Annotated in this window: 19 protein-coding genes; 14 read left to right on the top strand and 5 right to left on the bottom strand. The window is 70.9% G+C overall.

Features of this window, described 5'->3' with window-relative positions; translation table 11 throughout:
• Positions 1-56 precede the first annotated feature (56 nt).
• Together ACFWGP_RS07400 and ACFWGP_RS07395 are read left to right on the top strand one after the other, a co-directional pair.
• A complete protein-coding gene (locus ACFWGP_RS07400) occupies positions 57-647 on the top strand; it encodes a DNA-binding response regulator (protein ID WP_376930752.1) in 591 nt (196 codons plus the stop codon).
• A gap of 55 nt (positions 648-702) precedes the next feature.
• Positions 703-1,407: an NADase-type glycan-binding domain-containing protein gene (locus tag ACFWGP_RS07395; protein WP_376930534.1), complete on the top strand. Its 705-nt coding sequence runs from the start codon at positions 703-705 to the stop codon at positions 1,405-1,407.
• Between the two features lie 47 nt (positions 1,408-1,454).
• On the opposite strand, the gene ACFWGP_RS07390 is transcribed toward ACFWGP_RS07395, so the two are convergent.
• From ACFWGP_RS07390 to ACFWGP_RS07380, 3 genes are all read right to left on the bottom strand, one after another.
• Positions 1,455-2,222, bottom strand: coding sequence for a DUF4328 domain-containing protein (locus ACFWGP_RS07390; RefSeq protein WP_376930533.1), 768 nt, complete (start codon positions 2,220-2,222; stop codon positions 1,455-1,457).
• Positions 2,223-2,350: 128 nt separating this feature from the next.
• The gene (locus tag ACFWGP_RS07385; protein ID WP_376930532.1) at positions 2,351-3,154 is read right to left on the bottom strand and encodes a hypothetical protein; all 804 of its coding nucleotides are present in this window, start codon (positions 3,152-3,154) and stop codon (positions 2,351-2,353) included.
• A gap of 56 nt (positions 3,155-3,210) precedes the next feature.
• The gene (locus tag ACFWGP_RS07380) at positions 3,211-3,480 is read right to left on the bottom strand and encodes a DUF1876 domain-containing protein (protein WP_275505342.1); all 270 of its coding nucleotides are present in this window, start codon (positions 3,478-3,480) and stop codon (positions 3,211-3,213) included.
• Between the two features lie 256 nt (positions 3,481-3,736).
• Between ACFWGP_RS07380 and ACFWGP_RS07375 the strand changes: the two genes are divergently transcribed.
• On the top strand, positions 3,737-3,922 hold the full coding sequence (locus ACFWGP_RS07375) for a hypothetical protein (RefSeq protein ID WP_231429909.1): 186 nt from the start codon (positions 3,737-3,739) through the stop codon (positions 3,920-3,922).
• A gap of 49 nt (positions 3,923-3,971) precedes the next feature.
• Here the strand turns inward: ACFWGP_RS07375 and ACFWGP_RS07370 are convergent, their stop codons facing one another.
• Positions 3,972-4,415: a nitroreductase family deazaflavin-dependent oxidoreductase gene (locus tag ACFWGP_RS07370; protein WP_231429910.1), complete on the bottom strand. Its 444-nt coding sequence runs from the start codon at positions 4,413-4,415 to the stop codon at positions 3,972-3,974.
• Between the two features lie 187 nt (positions 4,416-4,602).
• Here ACFWGP_RS07370 and ACFWGP_RS07365 point away from each other — a divergent pair, with 187 nt between their 5' ends.
• Both ACFWGP_RS07365 and ACFWGP_RS07360 read left to right on the top strand, forming a co-directional pair.
• Entirely contained in the window at positions 4,603-5,010 is a 408-nt protein-coding gene (locus tag ACFWGP_RS07365; RefSeq protein ID WP_376930531.1) for a hypothetical protein, read from the top strand.
• A 287-nt stretch (positions 5,011-5,297) separates the two neighbouring features.
• Positions 5,298-6,749 carry a hypothetical protein gene (locus ACFWGP_RS07360; protein ID WP_376930530.1) on the top strand — a complete coding sequence of 484 codons (1,452 nt, stop codon included), beginning with the start codon at positions 5,298-5,300 and terminating at the stop codon, positions 6,747-6,749.
• 49 nt (positions 6,750-6,798) lie between these two features.
• On the opposite strand, the gene glsA is transcribed toward ACFWGP_RS07360, so the two are convergent.
• Positions 6,799-8,040, bottom strand: coding sequence for a glutaminase A (gene glsA, locus ACFWGP_RS07355; RefSeq protein ID WP_231429912.1), 1,242 nt, complete (start codon positions 8,038-8,040; stop codon positions 6,799-6,801).
• Between glsA and ACFWGP_RS07350 the strand changes: the two genes are divergently transcribed.
• The 9 genes from ACFWGP_RS07350 to ACFWGP_RS07310 all read left to right on the top strand — a co-directional run bounded on the left by ACFWGP_RS07350 (position 8,039) and on the right by ACFWGP_RS07310 (position 19,153).
• The gene (locus tag ACFWGP_RS07350) at positions 8,039-8,800 is read left to right on the top strand and encodes an NADPH-dependent F420 reductase (protein ID WP_231429913.1); all 762 of its coding nucleotides are present in this window, start codon (positions 8,039-8,041) and stop codon (positions 8,798-8,800) included. The two genes, glsA and ACFWGP_RS07350, sit on opposite strands and share 2 nt — an antisense overlap.
• A 199-nt stretch (positions 8,801-8,999) precedes the next feature.
• Complete coding sequence (locus ACFWGP_RS07345) at positions 9,000-9,800, top strand: hypothetical protein (protein ID WP_376930529.1); 801 nt, start codon at positions 9,000-9,002, stop codon at positions 9,798-9,800.
• Between the two features lie 5 nt (positions 9,801-9,805).
• Positions 9,806-10,462, top strand: a complete 657-nt coding sequence (locus ACFWGP_RS07340; protein ID WP_376930751.1) for a DUF5684 domain-containing protein — start codon at positions 9,806-9,808, stop codon at positions 10,460-10,462.
• 3 nt (positions 10,463-10,465) lie between these two features.
• Positions 10,466-10,831 carry a hypothetical protein gene (locus tag ACFWGP_RS07335; protein ID WP_231429915.1) on the top strand — a complete coding sequence of 122 codons (366 nt, stop codon included), beginning with the start codon at positions 10,466-10,468 and terminating at the stop codon, positions 10,829-10,831.
• Between the two features lie 301 nt (positions 10,832-11,132).
• Positions 11,133-12,332: an ROK family protein gene (locus ACFWGP_RS07330; RefSeq protein ID WP_231429916.1), complete on the top strand. Its 1,200-nt coding sequence runs from the start codon at positions 11,133-11,135 to the stop codon at positions 12,330-12,332.
• A 329-nt stretch (positions 12,333-12,661) separates the two neighbouring features.
• Positions 12,662-14,014, top strand: a complete 1,353-nt coding sequence (locus tag ACFWGP_RS07325) for an extracellular solute-binding protein (RefSeq protein ID WP_275505349.1) — start codon at positions 12,662-12,664, stop codon at positions 14,012-14,014.
• Between the two features lie 4 nt (positions 14,015-14,018).
• Entirely contained in the window at positions 14,019-14,978 is a 960-nt protein-coding gene (locus ACFWGP_RS07320) for a carbohydrate ABC transporter permease (protein ID WP_376930528.1), read from the top strand.
• Complete coding sequence (locus ACFWGP_RS07315; protein ID WP_231429918.1) at positions 14,975-15,811, top strand: carbohydrate ABC transporter permease; 837 nt, start codon at positions 14,975-14,977, stop codon at positions 15,809-15,811. The genes ACFWGP_RS07320 and ACFWGP_RS07315 overlap by 4 nt, the downstream gene beginning before the upstream one ends.
• Before the next feature lie 12 nt (positions 15,812-15,823).
• Entirely contained in the window at positions 15,824-19,153 is a 3,330-nt protein-coding gene (locus ACFWGP_RS07310) for a glycoside hydrolase family 38 C-terminal domain-containing protein (RefSeq protein ID WP_376930527.1), read from the top strand.
• The last annotated feature ends 43 nt before the right edge of the window (positions 19,154-19,196 follow it).

Genomic DNA, 19,196 nt, shown 5'->3' with positions numbered 1-19,196 from the left:
CTGCGGCGGACGAGGCCGGCGTGGCCGAGCACGACGCGGCCCGAGGCATCCGCCTCATGATCGCCGACGACGAGCACCTCATTCGCGGCGCGCTCGTCGCCCTGCTGAACCTCGAGCCCGACATCGAGGTCGTCGCGAGTGCCGACAACGGTGTCGCCGCCGTCGAGCAGGCGATCGCGGAGCGTCCCGACGTGTGCCTGCTCGACCTCGAGATGCCCGAGGCCGACGGCATCGAGGCGGCCGCACGCATCCTCGCGCAGGTCTCGACGCGGGTCGTCATCGTCACCCGGCACGCCCGCCCGGGCGTGCTGCGGCGGGCGCTCGCGACGAAGGTGTCGGGCTTCGTGCCGAAATCGACCCCGGCCGAGGAGCTCGCGCACGTCATCCGCGACGTCGCCGCCGGCCGCCGCTACATCGACCCCGAGATCGCCGCCGCCGCCCTCACCGCCGAACGCTGCCCGCTCACCGACCGCGAGCTCGACGCGCTGCGCTTCAGCCGGTCGACCATGAGCGTGCAGCAGATCGCCGAGCGCCTGCACCTCGCGCAGGGCACCGTGCGCAACTACCTCTCGTCGGCGATGACGAAGCTCGACGCGACCTCGCGCCACGAGGCCGCCGAGAAGGCGTGGCAGCAGGGGTGGATCTGAGGCTCGCGCCCAACGCACCGCACATGGGGGTTTCGGCGGGTCCGCGACATCCCTAATGTCTGAAGTCGACGGGGGAGTCGGCATGGCGGGCGAGCACAACAGCACCAGCGAGGGGGTCGCCGAACCCGCCGCGCGCCGTGACCGGTGGGCAGGGCTCGGCACGCAGACGCTCGTCGGCGTCGTCGCGGGTGTCGTCGCCGGGGTCGTCACGAGTCTGCTGCTGTGGCTGACCCCCGTGGTGCGCGAGACGTGGCTGTCAGAGCCGAGCTGCGACGATCCGGACGATCTGGTGATCGCGACGCCGATCGCCGTCGAGGCGTCGGGCCACATGCAGAGCGACCCGATGGCGGTCGACGCTGAGCACGGGCATCCGGCCGGAGACGCGATCGACGGCGATGCGGGCACCGCGTGGGCGGAGGGCGCCGACGGTACCGGTCGAGGGGAGTGGATCGAGGTCGCGCTCGAGCCGGGCACCGACTTGCGCATGATCTGCATCGTGAACGGGTATGCGAAGACCTACGCGCTGTACCGCGAGAACTCGCGGGCGCGGCAGCTCGAGGTCGCGACCGCGCAGGGCACGCGGGTGTCGGTGCTGGGCGATGCCGGTGCGGGGTCGTTCCAGCGGTTCCGCCGCTTGGGCGTCGTGCCGGGCTCGACCGATCACGTCACCCTCACCATCAGGACCACGTGGTCGGGTGCCGGCGACGAAGGCGCCTACGACACGTCGATCAGCGAGCTGGAGTTCTGGCGGGCGGGGTGAGCGCGTCGCCGCTCACCCCGCCTCCCGAATTCGTTGCGGTGCGGTCGTCAGGCCGCGAGCGAGTGCACAGGCTCGGCGGCGCGCTGCACGATGCCACGGGTGATTCCGCGCACGACGAGCCACGCCATCGGTGCGGCCGCCACGAGGAGCACCTCGCCTGCGAGGCTCAGCCACATCGCGACACGCAACGTTTCGAGATCCTCGGCGGCCAGGTAGAGACGGGTCGAAGCCTGGATGACGTAGTTGCTGACGACCCAGAGCAACCACCAGGCGATCTGCCAAGAGGGTCGGGTTCGCCCGACGGCTCGCCAGAGGTCCGAGATGTTCTGGTACGGGAACCAGAGGCTGATGACGGGCACGAACCAGGCTCCGGCGTGCCAGCCCGGTGCGCGGCGCGTCTGGCCGATGACCTGTTTGGCGACGCGGTACTGCCAGATCACCCAGATCACGCCGGTGGTGATGAGGAAGACCGACGACAGAATGCTGACCACGAACGTGCCCTGGTCGTACAGGTCGAACCGGTCGAGGGTCGTGTCGTCGCCGCTGAGGAAGTCGGCGACCGCGAGGATGCCGAATGCCTCGACGCCGATGGTGGCGAGCGACAGGACGACGCAGACGATCAGGAGCACCTGGGTGACCAGCGCGAGCTTCGAGATGGTCTTCACCGCACCCGGTCGCTGGTCGGGCTGCAGGCGGGCCTGCTGCGGCTGCGGCTGTGTCCACCGTGCGCCGTCCCACCACCACGACTCCGACGATCCGTCGGGCGCCGGGTACCAGCCGGCCGGGGTGGAGGTAGTGGGGGCGTTGTTGGTCATCGTTGGCTTCCTCGCGGATCTTCGTCGACACGGCGTGCGATCCGGACGGTTCTCTCCGCCGGATCGCGTGCAACTCTAAGGGATCCTGCGAAGCTCCAAGATCACGATTTCGACACCGTGCGGTGGCACTAGTCCGCGAGGATCGCGGCGAGCCACTCGACCGCGATCGCGTCGTAGCGCTTCGCCGCCTCGGTGCGCTCGGCCGCGGCATCCTCGGGCCAGGCGGCGAGCGCGTGCGCGACGCCGTCGACGTAGCGCACCTCGCCGATGCCGAGGCGCTCGAACTCGCGCGTCGTATCGATGAACGGCGGCTCGTCGTCGGCGCCCTCGATGATGAGCAGCGACCCGCCGGCAGCCGCGAGCTCGCCGGCCCGCGCGACGAAGTCCATGCGAGCGGCGACGGCATCCGAGTCCGGCGTCCACGCGTAGGGCTCCGGCAGGAACTCGGCCATCGCGTCGATCATCGGGCGCAGCCGCAACAGCGGGTTCATGAGCACGCACGCCGCGATGCCGTGCGAAGCCGCATGCGTCGCGAACACCTCGGCGGTCACCGACGCGCCCGCTGACCCGCCGAGCACGGCCAGCGCCGAGGCATCCGACGCACCGAGCACCCCGCGAAGTTCGGCGAGCGCCGCCGGAAACTCCTCGAGCGCCTGCTCGTGCATCGGTCCGAAGTACTCGGTCACCATGTCGATGCCGCTCGTGAGGAACTCCTCGAAGTCGGCGTACGGCGCGCGCTCGCCGCTGAGCGGCAGGCCGAGATAGATCACGTGCGCGTCGAGGCCGTCGAGCGGCAGCGCGGCGGCCAGCGCGGCGGGCGTCGACGGCGGGTCGAGCAGGTGCCAGCCGACGACGATCGGCGCCTCGGGGTGCGTCGCTGAACGGGCGGTGTAGGGCACGCCGGCGGAGGTGGTGCCGTGCATCCAGGTCATGCGCGTGAGGCTAGCGCGTGCGGGGGAGCGCGGCCAGTGGTCGCTGCCGACGTGCGCTAGCGATGCACGTGCGACGGCTGCCCGGTGATGCTCGAGATGTCCTTCTCGGTCGTGTGCAGCAGCCGCTCGGCGAGGTCGCGCAGCGCGCGTGCGACCGCGAGCTCGTCGCCGATCGCGGGCACGTTCGGATCGAGCGGGTTGCGGTCCGCCTTGCCGACGCCGGTCACCTCCCGACCCGTGGGGGTGCGCACCGTGGCCTCAGCCATCGTGGTGTTCTCTTCTTCGTCGATGTCGACGGTGACGCTCCACTGCTTCGTCGCATCCATGGAACTCACCACCTTCCGGTCCGGTTCCACCTTTCAGGGTACCGACCTGCCACGCGTGCGGCGAGGGGATGTCGCGCCCGTTCTCGGCCCGATCTGAGGTACCTCAGCGAGGCCTGAGGTACCTCAGACGCAGACCTCGGGCGGCGCCTCGGTGAAGATGCGGCACACGCCCGATACGACCCCGGTACCTCAGCGACGAATCTGGTCTCAGGCGGCCGGAACGACGGCCGCGAAGCATCCGAAAGGGATCGGAACCATGGACCTCGCAGCCGGCTTCATCGCCACCACCATCAACCGCAACGACGCCGAGGTCGCGGCCGCCGCGAACGAGCGCCGCCGCACCGAGGGCGAGCGCCACGCCGTCGAGCGCGCCGAGCGCGGGTCGCGCGGCGGGCGCCTGCACAGCCTCGCCCACCGCCTGCACCTGCACGCGGCGCACTGACCGCGGCATCCGGTTCACGACCACGAACCGGATGCCGCGGCGCGGCGTTTCACGACGACGCGGATGCCTCGCCGCCACCAGTCCGCGAACCAGGCTCGGACCTCGACTCGCGCAGCAGCCGGAACTCGTGCCGCCGCAGCAGCTTCAGCAACCACGACCTCGCCGGGCCGAAGGCGCGCAGGCCCGCCGAGGTCTCGATCGGCTCGATGCCGACGACCTCGAATTCGCGCCCCTTCCACACGACCGTCGCCCGGTTCGCGGCGACGACGTTGCGGTACCAGTTCACCTCGGGCCCGTAGGTGAGCTCAGCGACGAACCCCTCGGGCACGCGGGCGAGCACGAGCGGCGTCTCGTAGGCACGGCCGCTCTTGCGCCCCGTGGTCCGGATGAGCGCGAACGGACCCGCGCCGCGCCGCGCCATCCACAGCGTGAGCCGGTTGAGCGTGTGCTGGATGAACGTCAGCCACCCCCGCTTGAACCAGCCCATCGCCATGGTCCGATTCTCGTGAGGTCGCGCGGCGCTGTGAACCCCCACCCCGCCCGCTGGTCGAGGAGCGCCGACGCGAAGCGGCGACGCGTACCGAACGCAAGCACCCGTTGCCAACCTCGACCCGAATGTCGGAGGCCCCGTCTAGCGTCGTGATCTTCGGCTGAGCCCGGAGTCACTTCAGGAGACGACCATGGGGTTCGACTCTTCCCGCACGGTGCCGACGTCGGCACCCGCCCGCCCGACCACCACCGCTGCGGAGCTCGCCGCAACCGAGGCCCGCCAGGCCGCGACCGTGCGTCGCCGCGCCGACCTGACCCGGTTCGCCGCCGACGTCAAGGGGCTCGAACTCCGCCTCGCCCTCATCGACGACCGCTTCGAGCGGCTCGCCTCCCGCCCCGACGAGCTGTACCAGGACTGGCGACGCGACCTCGTCGGCCGCATCCGCTCGCTCGCCCAGAAGGCCGCCGTCCTCGAGGCCGCCGATGACCTCGAGCCGCACCATCGCGACCGCGTCGCCGCACTGCTGCTCACCATCCGCCACCGCCTCGGCGCGCTGGACGCTCGTCACGCAGCCCGGCAGGGACGCCGTGGCCGGTGACAGCAGTGCGCGCAGATCGGCGCTGGACGAGCGCCTCCGTGCGGGCGGCCACATGACCACATCACCACACGTGGGCAAGCCACAATTCCACATTTCCACACCCTTGGCGGTCACAAGTCCACTTGTCCACAGGCCCCGCGACGGTGACTCCCCGCCGCCGGTCGTCGGGTCGAGCCGGCTGCGGCTCGGGCCTCGATACCCGTGCCCGTTCTTCGAGCGCTTCGAACCCGGCGGGACGGTTACGATCGATCCTCAGCGACCCACGCTCCGACCCGAATGAGAACCCCGTGACCGACGACCCGACTCCACCGCAGCAGTCGGCCTGGCAGCCGCCCGACCTGCCTCCGCGTCCGCCCGCGTCTCAAGCGCCGCTCATCCAGCCGTACCCCACGTACCCGCCGCCCGGAACCCCCACGTCGGCCCCGCAGCGGCCGGCCCGCCCGAAGGGGCTCGGCGGCGCGCTCGCCGCGGCGATCATCGTCTCCACGCTGCCCGTGCTCGGGTTCGTCGGAGTCATCAGCTGGGCGGCGGCCATCGTCGTCGCCGAATCGACCGCGTCCACCGGCGCGGCCGCCGGGCCCGTCATGCCCGTCGAGGCCGAGGGGCCGGCCAGCCCGCTCGCCGCCGTGATCCCCGACGACCTGCCCTGGGATGTGCGACTGGGGGGCGACGCCTACACCTGGATGGTCGACTCGTTTCCCACCGATCCTGCGTGGGAGCAGACGGGCGACGCGAACGAGCCGGACTACAACTTCACGAACATCGCGTACGAGAACCTCGAGACCGGATGCTTCGTCTGGTTCGCGAACGGACCTCTCGAAGCCATCGACGTGACCCACGGCGACCGGGTCGCGAGCGTCGGACTGCTCGGCTACGCGCTCGAACTCCAGCCCGCCGACGCCGACGTGGCCGACGGCTCCATCGCGACCATCAGGGCCGACGGCACACGACCGGGCCGGGCCGATGCGGTCGAAGTCGACCTGAGCGAGGGCGGCTGGTCGGGCGTTGCGGTGGCCCGGGCGTTCCCGAGCATCGGCGAGGGCGTCGTCTACACGGTCGAATGTCCCGACGAGGTGCAACTCGATGCGGCTCGCGGCGAGGTCGACGACCTCCTTCAGATCGCGCTCACCTCGGTGCTCCCGGGGGCATCTCCCGACGCGAAGCCCGCCGCTGAGGCGCCGCCGACGCCGGCGGAGCCGACGCCGATGGCGACCGAGCAGTCAACGCCGCCCCTGTCACCCGTGATCGTCCCCCGGGACCTTCCGTGGGACGTGCAGCTCGGCGGTGAGGCGTACACCTGGATCGAGAACTCGTTCCCCAGCTCGCCGGACTGGCGGGAGATCGGGAGCGCCGGAACATCGGGAGAGTACGAGCACCGTGAGAACGGATGCCGCGTCGCGTTCGGGAACCAGCCGTTGACCGGCATCGACGCCACGCATGGCGATCGAGTCGCCAGCGTCGACCTCCTCAGATCGTCCGTCTACTTCGACGTTCCCGCAGGCGACGTCCACGACACCCGGATGGTCGGCGTCGGCGACGGAGTGCAGTCCGGCATCGTGGACGCCGTCGCCGTCGACATGCCTGCGCCCTTCGGCCCAGGGGTCGTCGTCGCGCGGGCGTTTCCGAGCACCGGTGAAGGCGTGAGCTACTCGATCGAGTGCGACGACGAAGCACTGGTGCCCGCGATGCGCGCCGAGGTCGACGAGCTTCTCGCGGTGAAGCTCATTCCCGCGTCCTGAGTTTGTTCGGGGCGGTCTTCGATACGCGTCCGACTTCGTCGGGCGCTCGTCAACCGGCGGCGGGGCCGGCGAGCACCCCGTCGGGGTCGCGCACCTCGACGCGCGGGCGGCCGTCGTCGAGCCGGCCCATCGTCTCGGGCAGGGCGCTGAAGATCTTGCGCGAGCCCGCGGCCACCCTCGTCACCGCGGTGAAGTCGAGCACGAGGCATCCATGATCGCCCACCAGGGGAGCGAGGCGGCTCACGATCTCCTCGGCCTCCGAGAAGAGGATCTCGCCGCGCAGCATCGCGACCGTGTCGCCCGAGCCGTCCGATCCGTCGCGCGAGAGCGACGCGATCGGCGACAGCGGCGCCCCGTGGTGCTGCAGCATGTGCAGGCCGTGCCGCTGCGACAGCAGCTCGAGCGTCGCGACGCCGCGCACGCTGTTGCCGCGCGCGTCGAGGCGCGGGCTGAACGTGCCGATGCCGAACTGCCCGGGCTGCACGGCCGCGATGCCGCCGCCGACGCCGCTCTTCGCGGGCAGGCCGACCCGCACCATCCAGTCGCCCGACTCGTCGTACATGCCGCAGCTCGTCATGACCGCGGTGGTCCAGCGCGCGGCATCCTCGCTGATGACGCGCTCGCCCGTCACGGGGTTCACGCCGCCGGTCGCGAGCGTCGCCGCCATGATCGCGAGGTCGCGGGCGTTGACCGAGATCGAGCACTGGCGGAAGTACGCGAGCGTCGCCACGTCGACCGCCGACCCGAGGGTGCCTGCCGAGCGGGTCAGGTAGGCGAGCGCGCGATTGCGGTCGCCGGTCGTGGCCTCCGACGAGTACACGTCCTCATCGACCCGCAGGTCGCGGCCCGCGAACCGCTCGATGCCCGCGAGCACGGCGGCGAACTTCTCGTCGGCGGTGTCGCCCGCCATGAGCGAGGTCATGACGATGGCGCCCGCGTTGATCATCGGGTTGCGAGGGCGGCCGGATGCCTCGTCGAGGCTGATCGCGTTGAACGGTTCGCCGCTCGGTTCCAGGTCGACGTGCGTGCGCACCTCGTCGAGCCCCCGCGCGTCGACCGCGAGCGCGAACACGAACGGCTTCGACACCGACTGGATCGTGAACTCCGCCTCGACGTCGCCCGCCTCGTGCACCACCCCGTGCGTGCTCGCGAGCGCCGCACCGAGCTGGTCGGGCTCGACCTTCGCGAGCTCGGGAATGTACGACGCGACCGCCCCGTCGGCGCGATCTCGCACGGCGTCGAGCACCGACTCGAGTGCGTGACGAACCGGATCCCCCAGAGCGGCAGCCATGCGGTCAGCCTACGACCGCAGCCGTCGGTTGAGTAGGGGCGATACGGAGCGGCGGCCCGTATCGAAGCCACGGGAACAACCCGCGCGCGTGGGCGTTGCACTCACCATGACCACCCTCGGAATCATCGGTGCAGGACACATCGGCAGCCAGGTCGCCCGCGCGGCCGTCAAGAGCGGATACGAGGTGGTGATCGCGAACTCCCGCGGACCTGAGACGCTCGAGGGGCTCATCGCCGAGCTCGGCCCGCACGCCCGCGCCGCCACCGCAGCCGAAGCCGCGACCGCCGCCGACATCGCCGTCGTCACGGTGCCGTTCAAGGCATACGGGTCGATTCCGGTCGAGCCGCTCGCGGGCAAGATCGTCATCGACACCGACAACTACTACTGGGAGCGCGACGGCCACGTGCCCGCCCTCGACGAGGGCCGCGACACCGTCACCGGCATGCTGCAGAAGCACCTCGCGACGAGCCACGTCGCGAAGGGCTTCAACCACATCACGGCCGCCGATATCACGACCGACGGTCGCCCGGCCGGCGACCCGGCCCGCCGCGCGCTCGCGACGGCGAGCGACCACGAGGATGCCGCGGCCTTCGTCACCTCGCTCTACGACGAGTTCGGCTTCGACACCGTGAACGTCGGGCCGCTCGACGAGAGCTGGCGGGTCGAGCGCGACCAGCCCGCCTACGAGTCCGGCGCGCAGACCCGCGACGAGCTCGCCGCCAACCTCGCGAAGGCGAAGCGCATCACCTCCGCCGGTTGAGCAGCGCCGGCGCGGAGCGACGACGCGTATCGAAACCAAGCCCCCTATCGCACCGGGGGGCTCGATACGCGTCGCCTGCGGCGGCGCTACTCAACCGACGAGGTTGGAGAAGGGCAGGGGTCCCCATCGTGCAAGTGGGCGGTGGACAGTAGCATCTGATCCCAGTGCCCTGTCCGGCACGGAATCCGTTGGAGGACTCGTGACGTTCGACCCGTCCGCGCCGGTGCCCCCGGTACCCCAGCCGCCGGCGCAACCGCCCGCCGCGCAGCCGCCCGTGCCGGGCGAGCCCGGTCAGCCGGCTCCCGGTGCTGAGCGCCCGAAGGGATTCGCGGGGGCGCTCACCGCGGCGATCATCGTGTCGGCGCTGCCGATCGTGATGATCCCGCTGCTCGCGATCTGGATGATCGTCGCGCTCGCGCAGCTGCCCTCGACCGTCGACGACGTCTATGACGACGAGTGGTCGAGCAGCGACCCGCTCGCGGAGGACCCGCTCGCCGCGGGCTACGTGCCGATCGACCTGCCGTGGGACGTCGACCTCGACGGCGACGCCTACCTGGCGCTCGCCTCGAGCTTCCCCGGCGACGACGCGTGGACCGCGGGCGAGAGCGACGGCACGTCGATGACGTACGACAACGCCGCCACCGGCTGCTCGGTCTGGTACACGAACGGCAGCGACGGCTCCGACCTCACCGGCGAAGACGACCGGTCGGCGAGCCTCACGCTCATCGACTCCACCTTCGGCACGACGGTCGACCGGGCGAACGCGTACGACGTCGCGCTCGTCTCGGGCGACGGCGTCGAGACCGGCGTCGCCGATGCCGTCGCGATCGACCTCGAGGGCGACCGGTACTACACCGTGATCGCGCGCAGCATCACCGATGTCGGCGAGGCCGTGATCATCTCGGCCGAGTGCGACGCGGCCGAGCAGCTGCCCGAGACCGTCGCCGCCGCGACCGACCTCTTGACCGTCGGTGTCGTGCCGGCCGAATCCGTGGAGTGACCGAGATGTTCCTGACCGAGTCGCAGGCGAACCCCGGTGACGTGTTCGCCGTCTTCGTGCCGCTCATGCTCTTCTACGGCCTGCTCTTCGTCTTCGCGATCGCGACCTACGTGCTCATGGCGATCTTCCTCTCGAAGGTCTTCGTCAAGACCGGCAACGAGGGATGGCCGGCCTGGGTGCCGGTGTACAGCTCGTGGCGCGTGCTCGAGATCGCCGGATTCCAGGGCTGGATCGCGCTGCTCTCGTTCGTGCCGTTCGGCAACATCGTCGCGCTCGTGTTCCTGATCATGGCCGTCAACCGCATCAACAAGGGCTTCGGTCGATCGGCCGGCTGGACGGTGCTGTACGTCTTCCTGCCGCTCATCTGGGGTGCGCTCATGGGCTACGGACGCACCGAGCCCTGGCGCGGGCCGGCCGCGTGGCTGCCCGAGGCCGGGTACTACCCCTACCCGCCGCAGGCACAGCCGTATCCCGGCGCGGCGCAGGCGCAGCCCTACCCCGGTGCGCCCCCGGCGCAGGCGCAGCCGTATCCGCCGCAGCCGGCCGCGTACCCTCCGGCCGCGCCGCCCGCAGTGGCCGCACCGGAGCCGCCTGCCCCTCCGGTGCCGCCCGCTCCGCCCGCTCCGCCCGTCCCGCCGACCGACCCGAACCAGGGAGCCTGAACCATGACCCAGCTGATCCTCTCCGGCAACGACCAGCAGACCGTTCCCGTCGTCATCGAGATCTCGCGCGGCCTCGGCTACGAGGCGACGCAGCCGACCCCGGGCAGCATCAAGCTCGAGCGCGGCGACTTCTCGAAGACGATGCTGCTCGGCGCGATGGCGGGCAAGAACTTCCACATCTCGTTCACGTTCGACATCGGGGTGGACCAGTACGGCAACACCTGGCTGCGCTTCGACGAGGGGACCGGGCTCGGCGCGGTCAAGGGCGGCGCGATCGGCTACTCGAAGACGAAGAAGGCGTACGCCGAGTACCTCGACGCGCTGCGTCGGCAGACGACCGAACGCGGCATGCTGCTCGGCGAGCAATAGGCGGCGCTGCGCGCTCTGTCGGTCGAGGAGCGACGAAGGAGCGTATCGAGACCACGACCGGGTGGTCTCGATACGGCGCTGCGCGCCTGCTCGACCGACCGGGTGAGATAGTGAGAGCGCTCCCTCCCAATTTCTCCATCGATGTGACAAACTCGGAGGAGGCGGTTCGCGATGCAGCGAACCCGTGGGGAGGGGGCACGAGATGGCACAGGCTCCGACACCCACGCTATCCGACCCGGCTTCGCCGGCGCAGCCGCAGGCAACCGCCCCAGCCGCCCGCCGCGGTACCAACCTGCCGCGCATGGGCGACTTCAACCGCTCGGTCATCTTCGATGCGATCCGCCGCGCGCCCGAGGGTCGCAGCCGCGTCGAACTCGTCGAGATGACCGGCCTCTCGACGCAGACCGTCAGCAACATCGCCCGTCGCCTGCTCGACGACGCGCTCATCGTCGAGGCGGGCAAGACGAGCGCGGCGGGGCTCGGCAAGCCGCGCACGATCCTGCGGCTGAACCCCGATGGGCTCTACGCCGCCGGCGTGCACATCGACCCCGCAGTCATGACCTTCGTGCTGCTCGACCTCACCGGCCGGGTCGTCGCGCACAGCCGGCTGAAGACGCCGAAGGCCGCCGACCCCGATCACGTGATGGCCCGCATCGACGACCGGTTCGAGCAGCTCGTCGCCGACTCCGGAATCGCCCGCGAGAAGATCGTCGGCCTCGGGCTCGCCGCCCCCGGCCCCATCGACCAGGAGCGCGGCACGATCGTCGACCCGCCGAACCTGCACGGCTGGCACCGCGTGCCCCTGCGCGACGCGCTCGAGCGGTCGACCGGCCTGCCTGTACTCGTCGACAAGGACGTGACGGCGGCCGCCGTCGCCGAGACGTGGGTCGGTGGCGAGAGCGGCACCGGATCGTTCGTCTTCTTCTACATCGGCACCGGCATCGGAGCGGGCCTCGTGCTCGACGACGAGCTCATGCGCGGCGTCTCGGGCAACGCGGGCGAGATCGGCCACATCGTCGCCGATCCCGACGGGCCGCCGTGCTTCTGCGGCCAGCGCGGCTGCATCGCGGTCACCATCACGCCGCAGGCGATGGTCGACGAGGCCGAAGACGCGGGCGTGCTCGCGCCCGCCCCGCATGAGACGCCCCGCGAGATCGACGCCCAGTTCGACCTGCTCTGCGAAGCCGCGGCCGCTGGGGATGCCTCGGCGGCTGCCATCCTCGATCGCGCAGCCGACCGCACGGCCCGCACCGTCGCCGTGCTCACCAACCTGCTCGACGTCGACCGCGTCGTCTTCGGCGGGCCGTTCTGGGCGCGCCTCGAGGCGCGGTACCTCGAGCGCATTCCGCCGCGCCTCGACGAGTACAGCGCGACGGCGGCGCTGCGAAGGATCGAGGTCGCGGGCACCGGAGTGGGCGACGACGTCGCGGCGATCGGCGCGGCGAGCCTCGTGCTCGAGCGCAGCTTCACGCCCTCGGCGACCCGGCTGCTGCTCGGGTAGACGCGAGTGGGGTGAGGGGCGCCCCGACGGAGGGGCGGCATCCACCAGCTGGTTGAGGAGCGCCGCCGCGGCGCGGCGACGCGTCTCGGACCCAAACGTCACCGGACAAATTGCCCCTTGCCGACTAACTCCATTCGATTTACTATGTGCAGGTGGGGAACGCGAACGCCCCGCGGAGCGCGGTTCGGGGGAGCCGACGGTCTCCACGGGGCGTGTCGCTTCCGCACGCCCACATGAGTCCCGATGCCCCAGCGGGTCAGCACCATCACGCGCACCACCCGACAACGCCCGAACCGCCTGCAAGCACTCGAGCAAAGGAGCACGAGACCATGCACCGCACCCGCGCCACCCTCGCCTTCGCGGTCGTCACCGCCGCGACCGTCGCCCTCGTCGGCTGCAGTGCCGACTCGGGCGGCGGTGACGACGACACGATCCGCATCGTCTACCAGAAGACCGACGCGTTCGTCGCGCTCGACGACCTCTTCAAGAAGGTGAAGCCCGAGTTCGAGAAGGCGAACCCGGGCATCACGGTCTCGCTCGAGCCGATCGTCGCCGACGAGGCCGACTACGGCACGAAGCTCGCGCTCATGCAGCAGAGCCCCGACACGGCACCCGACGTCTTCTACGAGGACACGTTCAAGGTGCGCAGCGACGTCGACGCCGGCTACCTCCTGAACCTCGACGAGTACCTCGCCGACTGGAGCGACTGGTCGCAGTTCAACGAGGGCGCGAAAGAGGCGGGCCGCGCCGACGACGGCAGCGTCTACGCGGTGCCGCTCGGCACCGACACGCGCGGCATCTGGTACTCGAAGTCGGTGCTCGAAGAGGCCGGCGTCGCCCTGCCGTGGGAGCCGAAGTCGTGGGAGGAGATCCTCGACACCGCCCGCAAGGTGCACGCCGCCTCGCCCGACAAGGTCGCGTTCAACGTCTACTCGGGCAAGCCCGCCGGCGAGGGCTCGGTCATGCAGGGCTTCGGCATGCTGATGTACGGCACCGACGACGAGCTCTACGACGCCGACGAGAAGAAGTGGGTCACGGGCTCGCAGGGCTTCGTCGACTCGCTGGCCTTCATCGAGACGCTGTACTCCGAGGGCCTCGCGCCCGCTCCCGACGTCGCGCTCGACGGCTCGATGTGGCAGAAGCTGTTCGGCGAGTGGTTCCCGAACGGCCAGATCGGCGGCACGATCGAGGGCTCCTGGTCGCCGTCGTTCTGGATGGAGGGCGGCCAGTACGCCTGGCCCGAGTACGTCGACGACATCGGCGTCGCGGCCTTCCCGACGCAGAACGGCCAGGGCGACGGCGCGGTCAGCCTCTCCGGCGGCTGGACCCTCGCGGTCGGCGCGAACAGCGGCAACCCCGACGCGGCGTTCGACTTCCTCGCGATGGCGCTCGACAAGGAGAACGCGCTCGACTACAACATCGCGAACTCGCAGATCGCGGTGCGCACCGACGTCGCCGAAGACCCGGCGTACCTCGAGGCGAACCCCTTCATCGGGTTCTTCACCGACCTGGTGACCTCCACGCACTTCCGGCCGGCGACTGCCGACTATCCCCAGATCTCGGCTGAGATTCAGGCGGCCACCGAGGCCGTCATGACGGGGCAGATGACGCCGGAAGAGGCGGCCGCCGCCTATGACGAGGCGGTGGTCGGAATCGTCGGCGAAGACAACGTGACCGGCTAGGAGCATGGTCGCGGTCTCATCGCCGCCGATCGATGGCGGCCGGCCGACGCGGGATGACCCGAACTTCCGCGTCGGCCGGCAACCGCCTCGGCACGGCCGGCGGGCGCTCGTGCGCCTGCTGCCGGTCGCCCCGTCGATCGTGCTGCTCGCCCTCTTCATGGTGGGCCCGGTCGTCTGGGCATTCTACGTCTCGTTCACGAACACCGCGCTGACCGGTCGCGCGGCGCGCGACCCCCAGTGGGTCGGACTCGACAACTACGTCGACCTCTTCACCGACCGCGCGTTCCCGCTGTCGCTGCTGCTCACATTCGTCTTCGTGCTCGGCTCGGCCGTGATCGGCCAGAACCTCATCGGCCTCGGGCTCGCGATCCTCATGACGCGGGCGAACCGCGTCGTGCGCGCCGTCGTCGGCACGGCCGTGGTCGCGGCGTGGGTGCTGCCCGAGATCGTCGCGGCGTTCGCCGCGTACGCGTACTTCGCCGACGACGGCACCCTCAACCAGCTGCTCGCCGCGATCGGTATCGCCGGCCCCAACTGGCTGTTCGACTTCCCGATGCTCGCCGTGATCCTCGCGAACGTGTGGCGCGGCACCGCCTTCTCGATGCTCGTGTACGAGGCCGCCCTCAACGACGTGCCGCCCGAGATCACCGAAGCGGCGATCGTCGACGGCGCGGGCGGTGCGAAGCGGCTCTGGTGGGTGACGCTGCCGATGATCCGCTCGTCGATCGCGACGAACCTCATGCTCATCACGCTGCAGACGCTCGCCGTGTTCACGCTCATCTGGGTGATGACGAAGGGCGGCCCGGGCATGGCCAGCTCGACCCTGCCGGTCTTCGCCTATCAAGAGGCGTTCAAGTTCCAGCAGATCGGCTACGGCTCGGCCATCGCGGTCGTCATGATCGTCGTCGGCGCGATCTTCTCGGTGGGCTACATCAGGATGCTGCGTCCGGAGCGTGACACGTGAACCTCGCGTCGCCGCGCCGTGCCGCGGCATCCCTCGCCCGCAACCTTGCCCTCGTGCTCATCGGCCTCTGCTTCGTCGTGCCCCTCGCGTGGCTCGTGCTCGCCTCGATCGACACGTCGCCGAGCCAGCGCACCGAGGTGCCCGAGGGGTTCACCCTCGCGAACTACCAGGCCGTGCTGACGTTCGACGGCACCCTGCTGCCGCTCTGGAACTCCACCCTGCTCTCGACGGGCACCGCGATCGTGACGGTGCTCGTCGCGGTGCTCGCGGCGTACCCGCTCTCGCGGTACCAGTCGCGGTTCAACAAGCCGTACCTCTACGCGATCCTGTTCGGCACGTGCCTGCCGATCACGGCGATCATGGTGCCGGTGTACAGCCTCTTCGTGCGACTCGGCTACCTCGACAACCTCGCCGCGGTCACGTTCTTCATGGCGGCGACGAGCCTGCCGATGGCGATCTGGATGATGAAGAACTTCATGGACTCCGTGCCCGTCTCGCTCGAGGAGGCGGCGTGGGTCGACGGCGCCTCGGCGATGGGCACGCTGCGCCGCATCGTCGTGCCGCTCATGCGGCCGGGCATCGCGGTGGTGTTCATCTTCGTGTTCATCCAGGCGTGGGGAAACTTCTTCGTGCCGTTCATCCTGCTGCTGAGCCCGGCGAAGCAACCTGCCGCCGTGAGCATCTACAGCTTCTTCGGCCAGTACGGCACGGTCGCCTACGGCGAGCTCGCCGCCTTCTCGCTGCTGTACTCGTTGCCGGTCATCGCGCTGTACGTGCTCGTGTCGCGCGGCATCGGCGGTTCGTTCGCGCTGCAGGGCGCGGTCAAGGGATAGGGGAGAGCCCGCATGCACGACGATTCCGCCCTGGTCGAGACCCGCATCGCCCGCTTCGTGCGCGAGCGCCTCGAACCCGCGATCTACCGCGAGCGGGTGCCCGCGCGACTCGAGCGCTGGGAGGCGCCGGGCGAACCGGTGCCGTTCGCCGAGGCCGTCGCACAGCAGTTCGCTCCCGTCGCCCCCGGCGACGCGTGGGGGCGCGCGTGGGGCACGACGTGGTTCAGGGTCACGCTGCCGGAGGTACCCGGTGCTCGAGGAGCGGAGCGAATCGAGCCCCCCTCGCAGGGCATCGAAACGGTCGCTGCGTTCCCCGCTCGAACATCGGAGGCTCACTGGGAGCTCGTGGTCGACCTCGGGTTCATCGGGGTCGCGCCCGGGTTCCAGGCCGAGGCGCTCGTGTGGCGCACCGACGGCACGATCGTGAAGGCGGTCGAGCCGCGCAACCGGGCGGTGCCGCTCGAGCTGATCGCCGGTTCTGCCGGTCGAGTCGGCGCGCAGCGCCGCATCGAGACCACGGGGCCCGCGGGTCTCGATACGCGTACCGCTTCGCCGGGCGCTCCTCGACCGGCGACCACCGTGTACCTCGAGGCGGCGTCGAACCCCGACATCAGCCAGAACTGGTCGTTCGCCCCGACGCCCCGCGGCGAGTGGGAGACAGCGGGCGACGACCCGATCTACGTGCTCGGCGACGTCGACCTCGCGATCCGCGACGTCACCGTCTGGGAGCTCGTGCAGGACGTCTGGACCCTCCGCGGCCTCGAGGCGCAACTGCCCGAGGCGTCGCCGCGCCGCGCCCAGATCGTGCGCGCGCTCGAGCGCATGATCGACGAGATGGACCCCGACGACATCGCCGGCACCGCGGCGCTCGGGCGGAGCATCCTCGCGCCCGTGCTGGCGGCGCCCGCCTGGGCGAGCTCGCACCGCCTGCACGCCGTCGGGCACGCGCACATCGACAGCGCGTGGTTCTGGCCGACCCGTGAGACGGTGCGCAAGGTGGCGCGCACCTTCTCGAACGTCGACGCGCTCATCGAGGAGCACCCGGGCCTCGTGTTCGCGGCGTCGTCGGCGCAGCAGTACGCGTGGCTGAAGCAGCAGTACCCGCAGGTGTTCGAGCGGGTGCGGGCCCGCATCGCCGAGGGGTCGTTCGTGCCGGTCGGCGGCATGTGGGTCGAGTCAGACACGAACCTGCCGGGCGGCGAGGCGCTCGCGCGCCAGTTCGTCGCGGGCAAGCGCTTCTTCATCGAGGAGTTCGGCGTCGAGCCGCTCGAGGTGTGGCTGCCCGACTCGTTCGGCTATTCGGCGGCGCTGCCGCAGCTCGTGCGTGCGGCGGGGTCGCGGTGGTTCCTCACGCAGAAGATCTCGTGGAACGAGACGAACCGCTTCCCGCATCACACGTTCCGGTGGCAGGGCATCGACGGCACCGAGGTGTACACGCACTTCCCGCCGGTCGACACGTACAACTCAGAGCTGTCGGGCGAGGAGCTCGCCCGGGCCGAACGCCAGTACGCCGAGAAGGGCACGGCGAACACCTCGCTCGTGCCGTTCGGGTGGGGCGACGGCGGCGGCGGGCCGACCCGCGAGATGATCGCCGCGGCCTACCGCACAGCCGATCTCGAGGGCTCGCCCCGCGTGACGCTCTCGTCGCCGCGGCGGTTCTTCGAGACCGCCGAGTCGGAGTACCCGCACCCGCCGGTGTGGTCGGGCGAGCTGTACCTCGAGTTCCACCGGGGCACGTACACGTCGCAGGCGCGCACGAAGCGCGGCAACCGCCGCAGCGAGCACCTGCTGCGCGAGGCCGAGCTGTGGGCGGCGACGGCGGCCGTGTGCGGCGCTGCGCCCTATCCGGTCGACGAGCTCGACGACGCCTGGCACACGGTGCTGCTGCAGCAGTTCCACGACATCCTTCCCGGGTCGTCGATCGCGTGGGTGCACCGCGAGGCCGAGCGCCGCTACGCGGAGGTCGCCGAGGTGCTCGAGGCGATCATCGAGCGCTCGGTGCGCGCGCTCGCCGGGTCGGGCGACGGGACGCTTCGCCTGAACGCCGGACCCTACGACGTGTCGGGCGTGCCGGCGCTGGGTGGGACGCGTCGATCGAGCGACGAAGGAGCGCACCGAGACCACGCCGCCGGCGGAGCGGCTCTCGATCTGGCGCTGCGCGCCGACTCGACCGGCGACGGGCGCATCACCCTCGCGAACGCCCATCTCGAGGCGGTGCTCGACGCCGACGGACTGCTCGTCTCCCTCCGCCACCGCGAACCCGACGGCCGCCTCGGTCGCGAGGCGATCGCGCCCGGTCGTTCGGCGAAGCTGCTGCAGCTCTTCCGCGACACCCCCAACCAGTGGGACGCGTGGGACATCGACGCCCACTACGCCCGCAACGTCGTCGAGCTGCGCGAGGCGGAGTCGGTCGAGGTGTTCGGGTCTCGAGACGGCGGCGACGCGCCTCCTCGAGCACCCGGCGACGAGCGGGTCTCGGTGCGCATCGTGCGCCGGTTCGGGGCATCGAGCCTCGTCGAGACGGTGTCGCTCGGCGCCGACGACCGCGCGCTCGAGGTCGAGTTCGAGGTCGACTGGCACGAGCGGCAGAAGCTCCTGAAGCTCGCGTTCCCGCTCGACGTGCACGCCGATCGGGCGACGAGCGAGATCCAGTTCGGGCACATCCATCGGCCGACCCACGCGAACACCTCGTGGGACTCGGCCCGCTTCGAGACCGTCGCCCACCGCTGGGTGCACGTCGGCGAGCCGGGCTACGGCGTCGCGATCGCGAACGACGCGACGTACGGCCACGACACCCAGCGCGCCGCCGATGTCTCGCGCCCCGGTGCGACCGTCACGACCGTGCGGCTCTCACTGCTGCGCGCCCCGCAGTTCCCCGACCCCGAGGCCGACCAGGGCGCGCACCGCATGCGCGTCTCGATCGCGCCCGGTGCGGGCATTCCCCAGGCGATCGTCGAGGGCTACCGCCTCAACCTGCCGCTGCGCACCTTCACCGGTGTGGATGCCTCGGCGATCGACCCGCTCGTGCGCGTGACGGGCGCCGTGGTCGAGGCGGTGAAGCTCGCCGAAGACGGCTCGGGCGACGTCGTCGTGCGCGCCTACGAGGCGCACGGGGCCCGCGCTCGGGCGCGGCTCGAGGCATCCTTCGACGCTCGAGCCGAGTCGACCGACCTGCTCGAACGCCCGCTCGCGGGCACCGGGGGCACCGGGGGCACGGGAGCCGGGGTCGGCGTCGCGCTCGCCGAGGCCGGCCCGCGTGCGTGGGAGTTCGACCTGCGACCGTTCCAGATCGTGACCCTGCGCCTGCGGCGCACACCGGTGGCGGAGGGGTCGGTCGAGTAGGCACCCGGCGCCGCCCGGTCGGTCGAGTAGGCGCGCAGCGCCG

The sequence above is a fragment of the Agromyces sp. NPDC127015 genome, from assembly GCF_042725165.1.
GTDB lineage: Bacteria > Actinomycetota > Actinomycetes > Actinomycetales > Microbacteriaceae > Agromyces > Agromyces chromiiresistens.
Note: the sequence above shows the minus strand (reverse complement) of the source record. Positions and strands in the feature narration are given on the sequence as shown.

Coding starts and splice junctions, on each gene's coding strand:
- ACFWGP_RS07375 (WP_231429909.1), top strand. CDS start 3,737: ATGGACCTCGCAGCCGGCTTCATCGCCACCACCATCAACCGCAACGAC.
- ACFWGP_RS07340 (WP_376930751.1), top strand. CDS start 9,806: ATGTTCCTGACCGAGTCGCAGGCGAACCCCGGTGACGTGTTCGCCGTC.
- ACFWGP_RS07390 (WP_376930533.1), bottom strand. CDS start 2,222: ATGACCAACAACGCCCCCACTACCTCCACCCCGGCCGGCTGGTACCCG.
- ACFWGP_RS07320 (WP_376930528.1), top strand. CDS start 14,019: ATGGTCGCGGTCTCATCGCCGCCGATCGATGGCGGCCGGCCGACGCGG.
- ACFWGP_RS07380 (WP_275505342.1), bottom strand. CDS start 3,480: ATGGATGCGACGAAGCAGTGGAGCGTCACCGTCGACATCGACGAAGAA.
- ACFWGP_RS07325 (WP_275505349.1), top strand. CDS start 12,662: ATGCACCGCACCCGCGCCACCCTCGCCTTCGCGGTCGTCACCGCCGCG.
- ACFWGP_RS07400 (WP_376930752.1), top strand. CDS start 57: ATGATCGCCGACGACGAGCACCTCATTCGCGGCGCGCTCGTCGCCCTG.
- ACFWGP_RS07335 (WP_231429915.1), top strand. CDS start 10,466: ATGACCCAGCTGATCCTCTCCGGCAACGACCAGCAGACCGTTCCCGTC.
- ACFWGP_RS07395 (WP_376930534.1), top strand. CDS start 703: ATGTCTGAAGTCGACGGGGGAGTCGGCATGGCGGGCGAGCACAACAGC.
- ACFWGP_RS07365 (WP_376930531.1), top strand. CDS start 4,603: ATGGGGTTCGACTCTTCCCGCACGGTGCCGACGTCGGCACCCGCCCGC.
- ACFWGP_RS07310 (WP_376930527.1), top strand. CDS start 15,824: ATGCACGACGATTCCGCCCTGGTCGAGACCCGCATCGCCCGCTTCGTG.
- ACFWGP_RS07370 (WP_231429910.1), bottom strand. CDS start 4,415: ATGGCGATGGGCTGGTTCAAGCGGGGGTGGCTGACGTTCATCCAGCAC.
- ACFWGP_RS07350 (WP_231429913.1), top strand. CDS start 8,039: ATGCGGTCAGCCTACGACCGCAGCCGTCGGTTGAGTAGGGGCGATACG.
- ACFWGP_RS07330 (WP_231429916.1), top strand. CDS start 11,133: ATGGGCGACTTCAACCGCTCGGTCATCTTCGATGCGATCCGCCGCGCG.
- ACFWGP_RS07385 (WP_376930532.1), bottom strand. CDS start 3,154: ATGACCTGGATGCACGGCACCACCTCCGCCGGCGTGCCCTACACCGCC.
- glsA (WP_231429912.1), bottom strand. CDS start 8,040: ATGGCTGCCGCTCTGGGGGATCCGGTTCGTCACGCACTCGAGTCGGTG.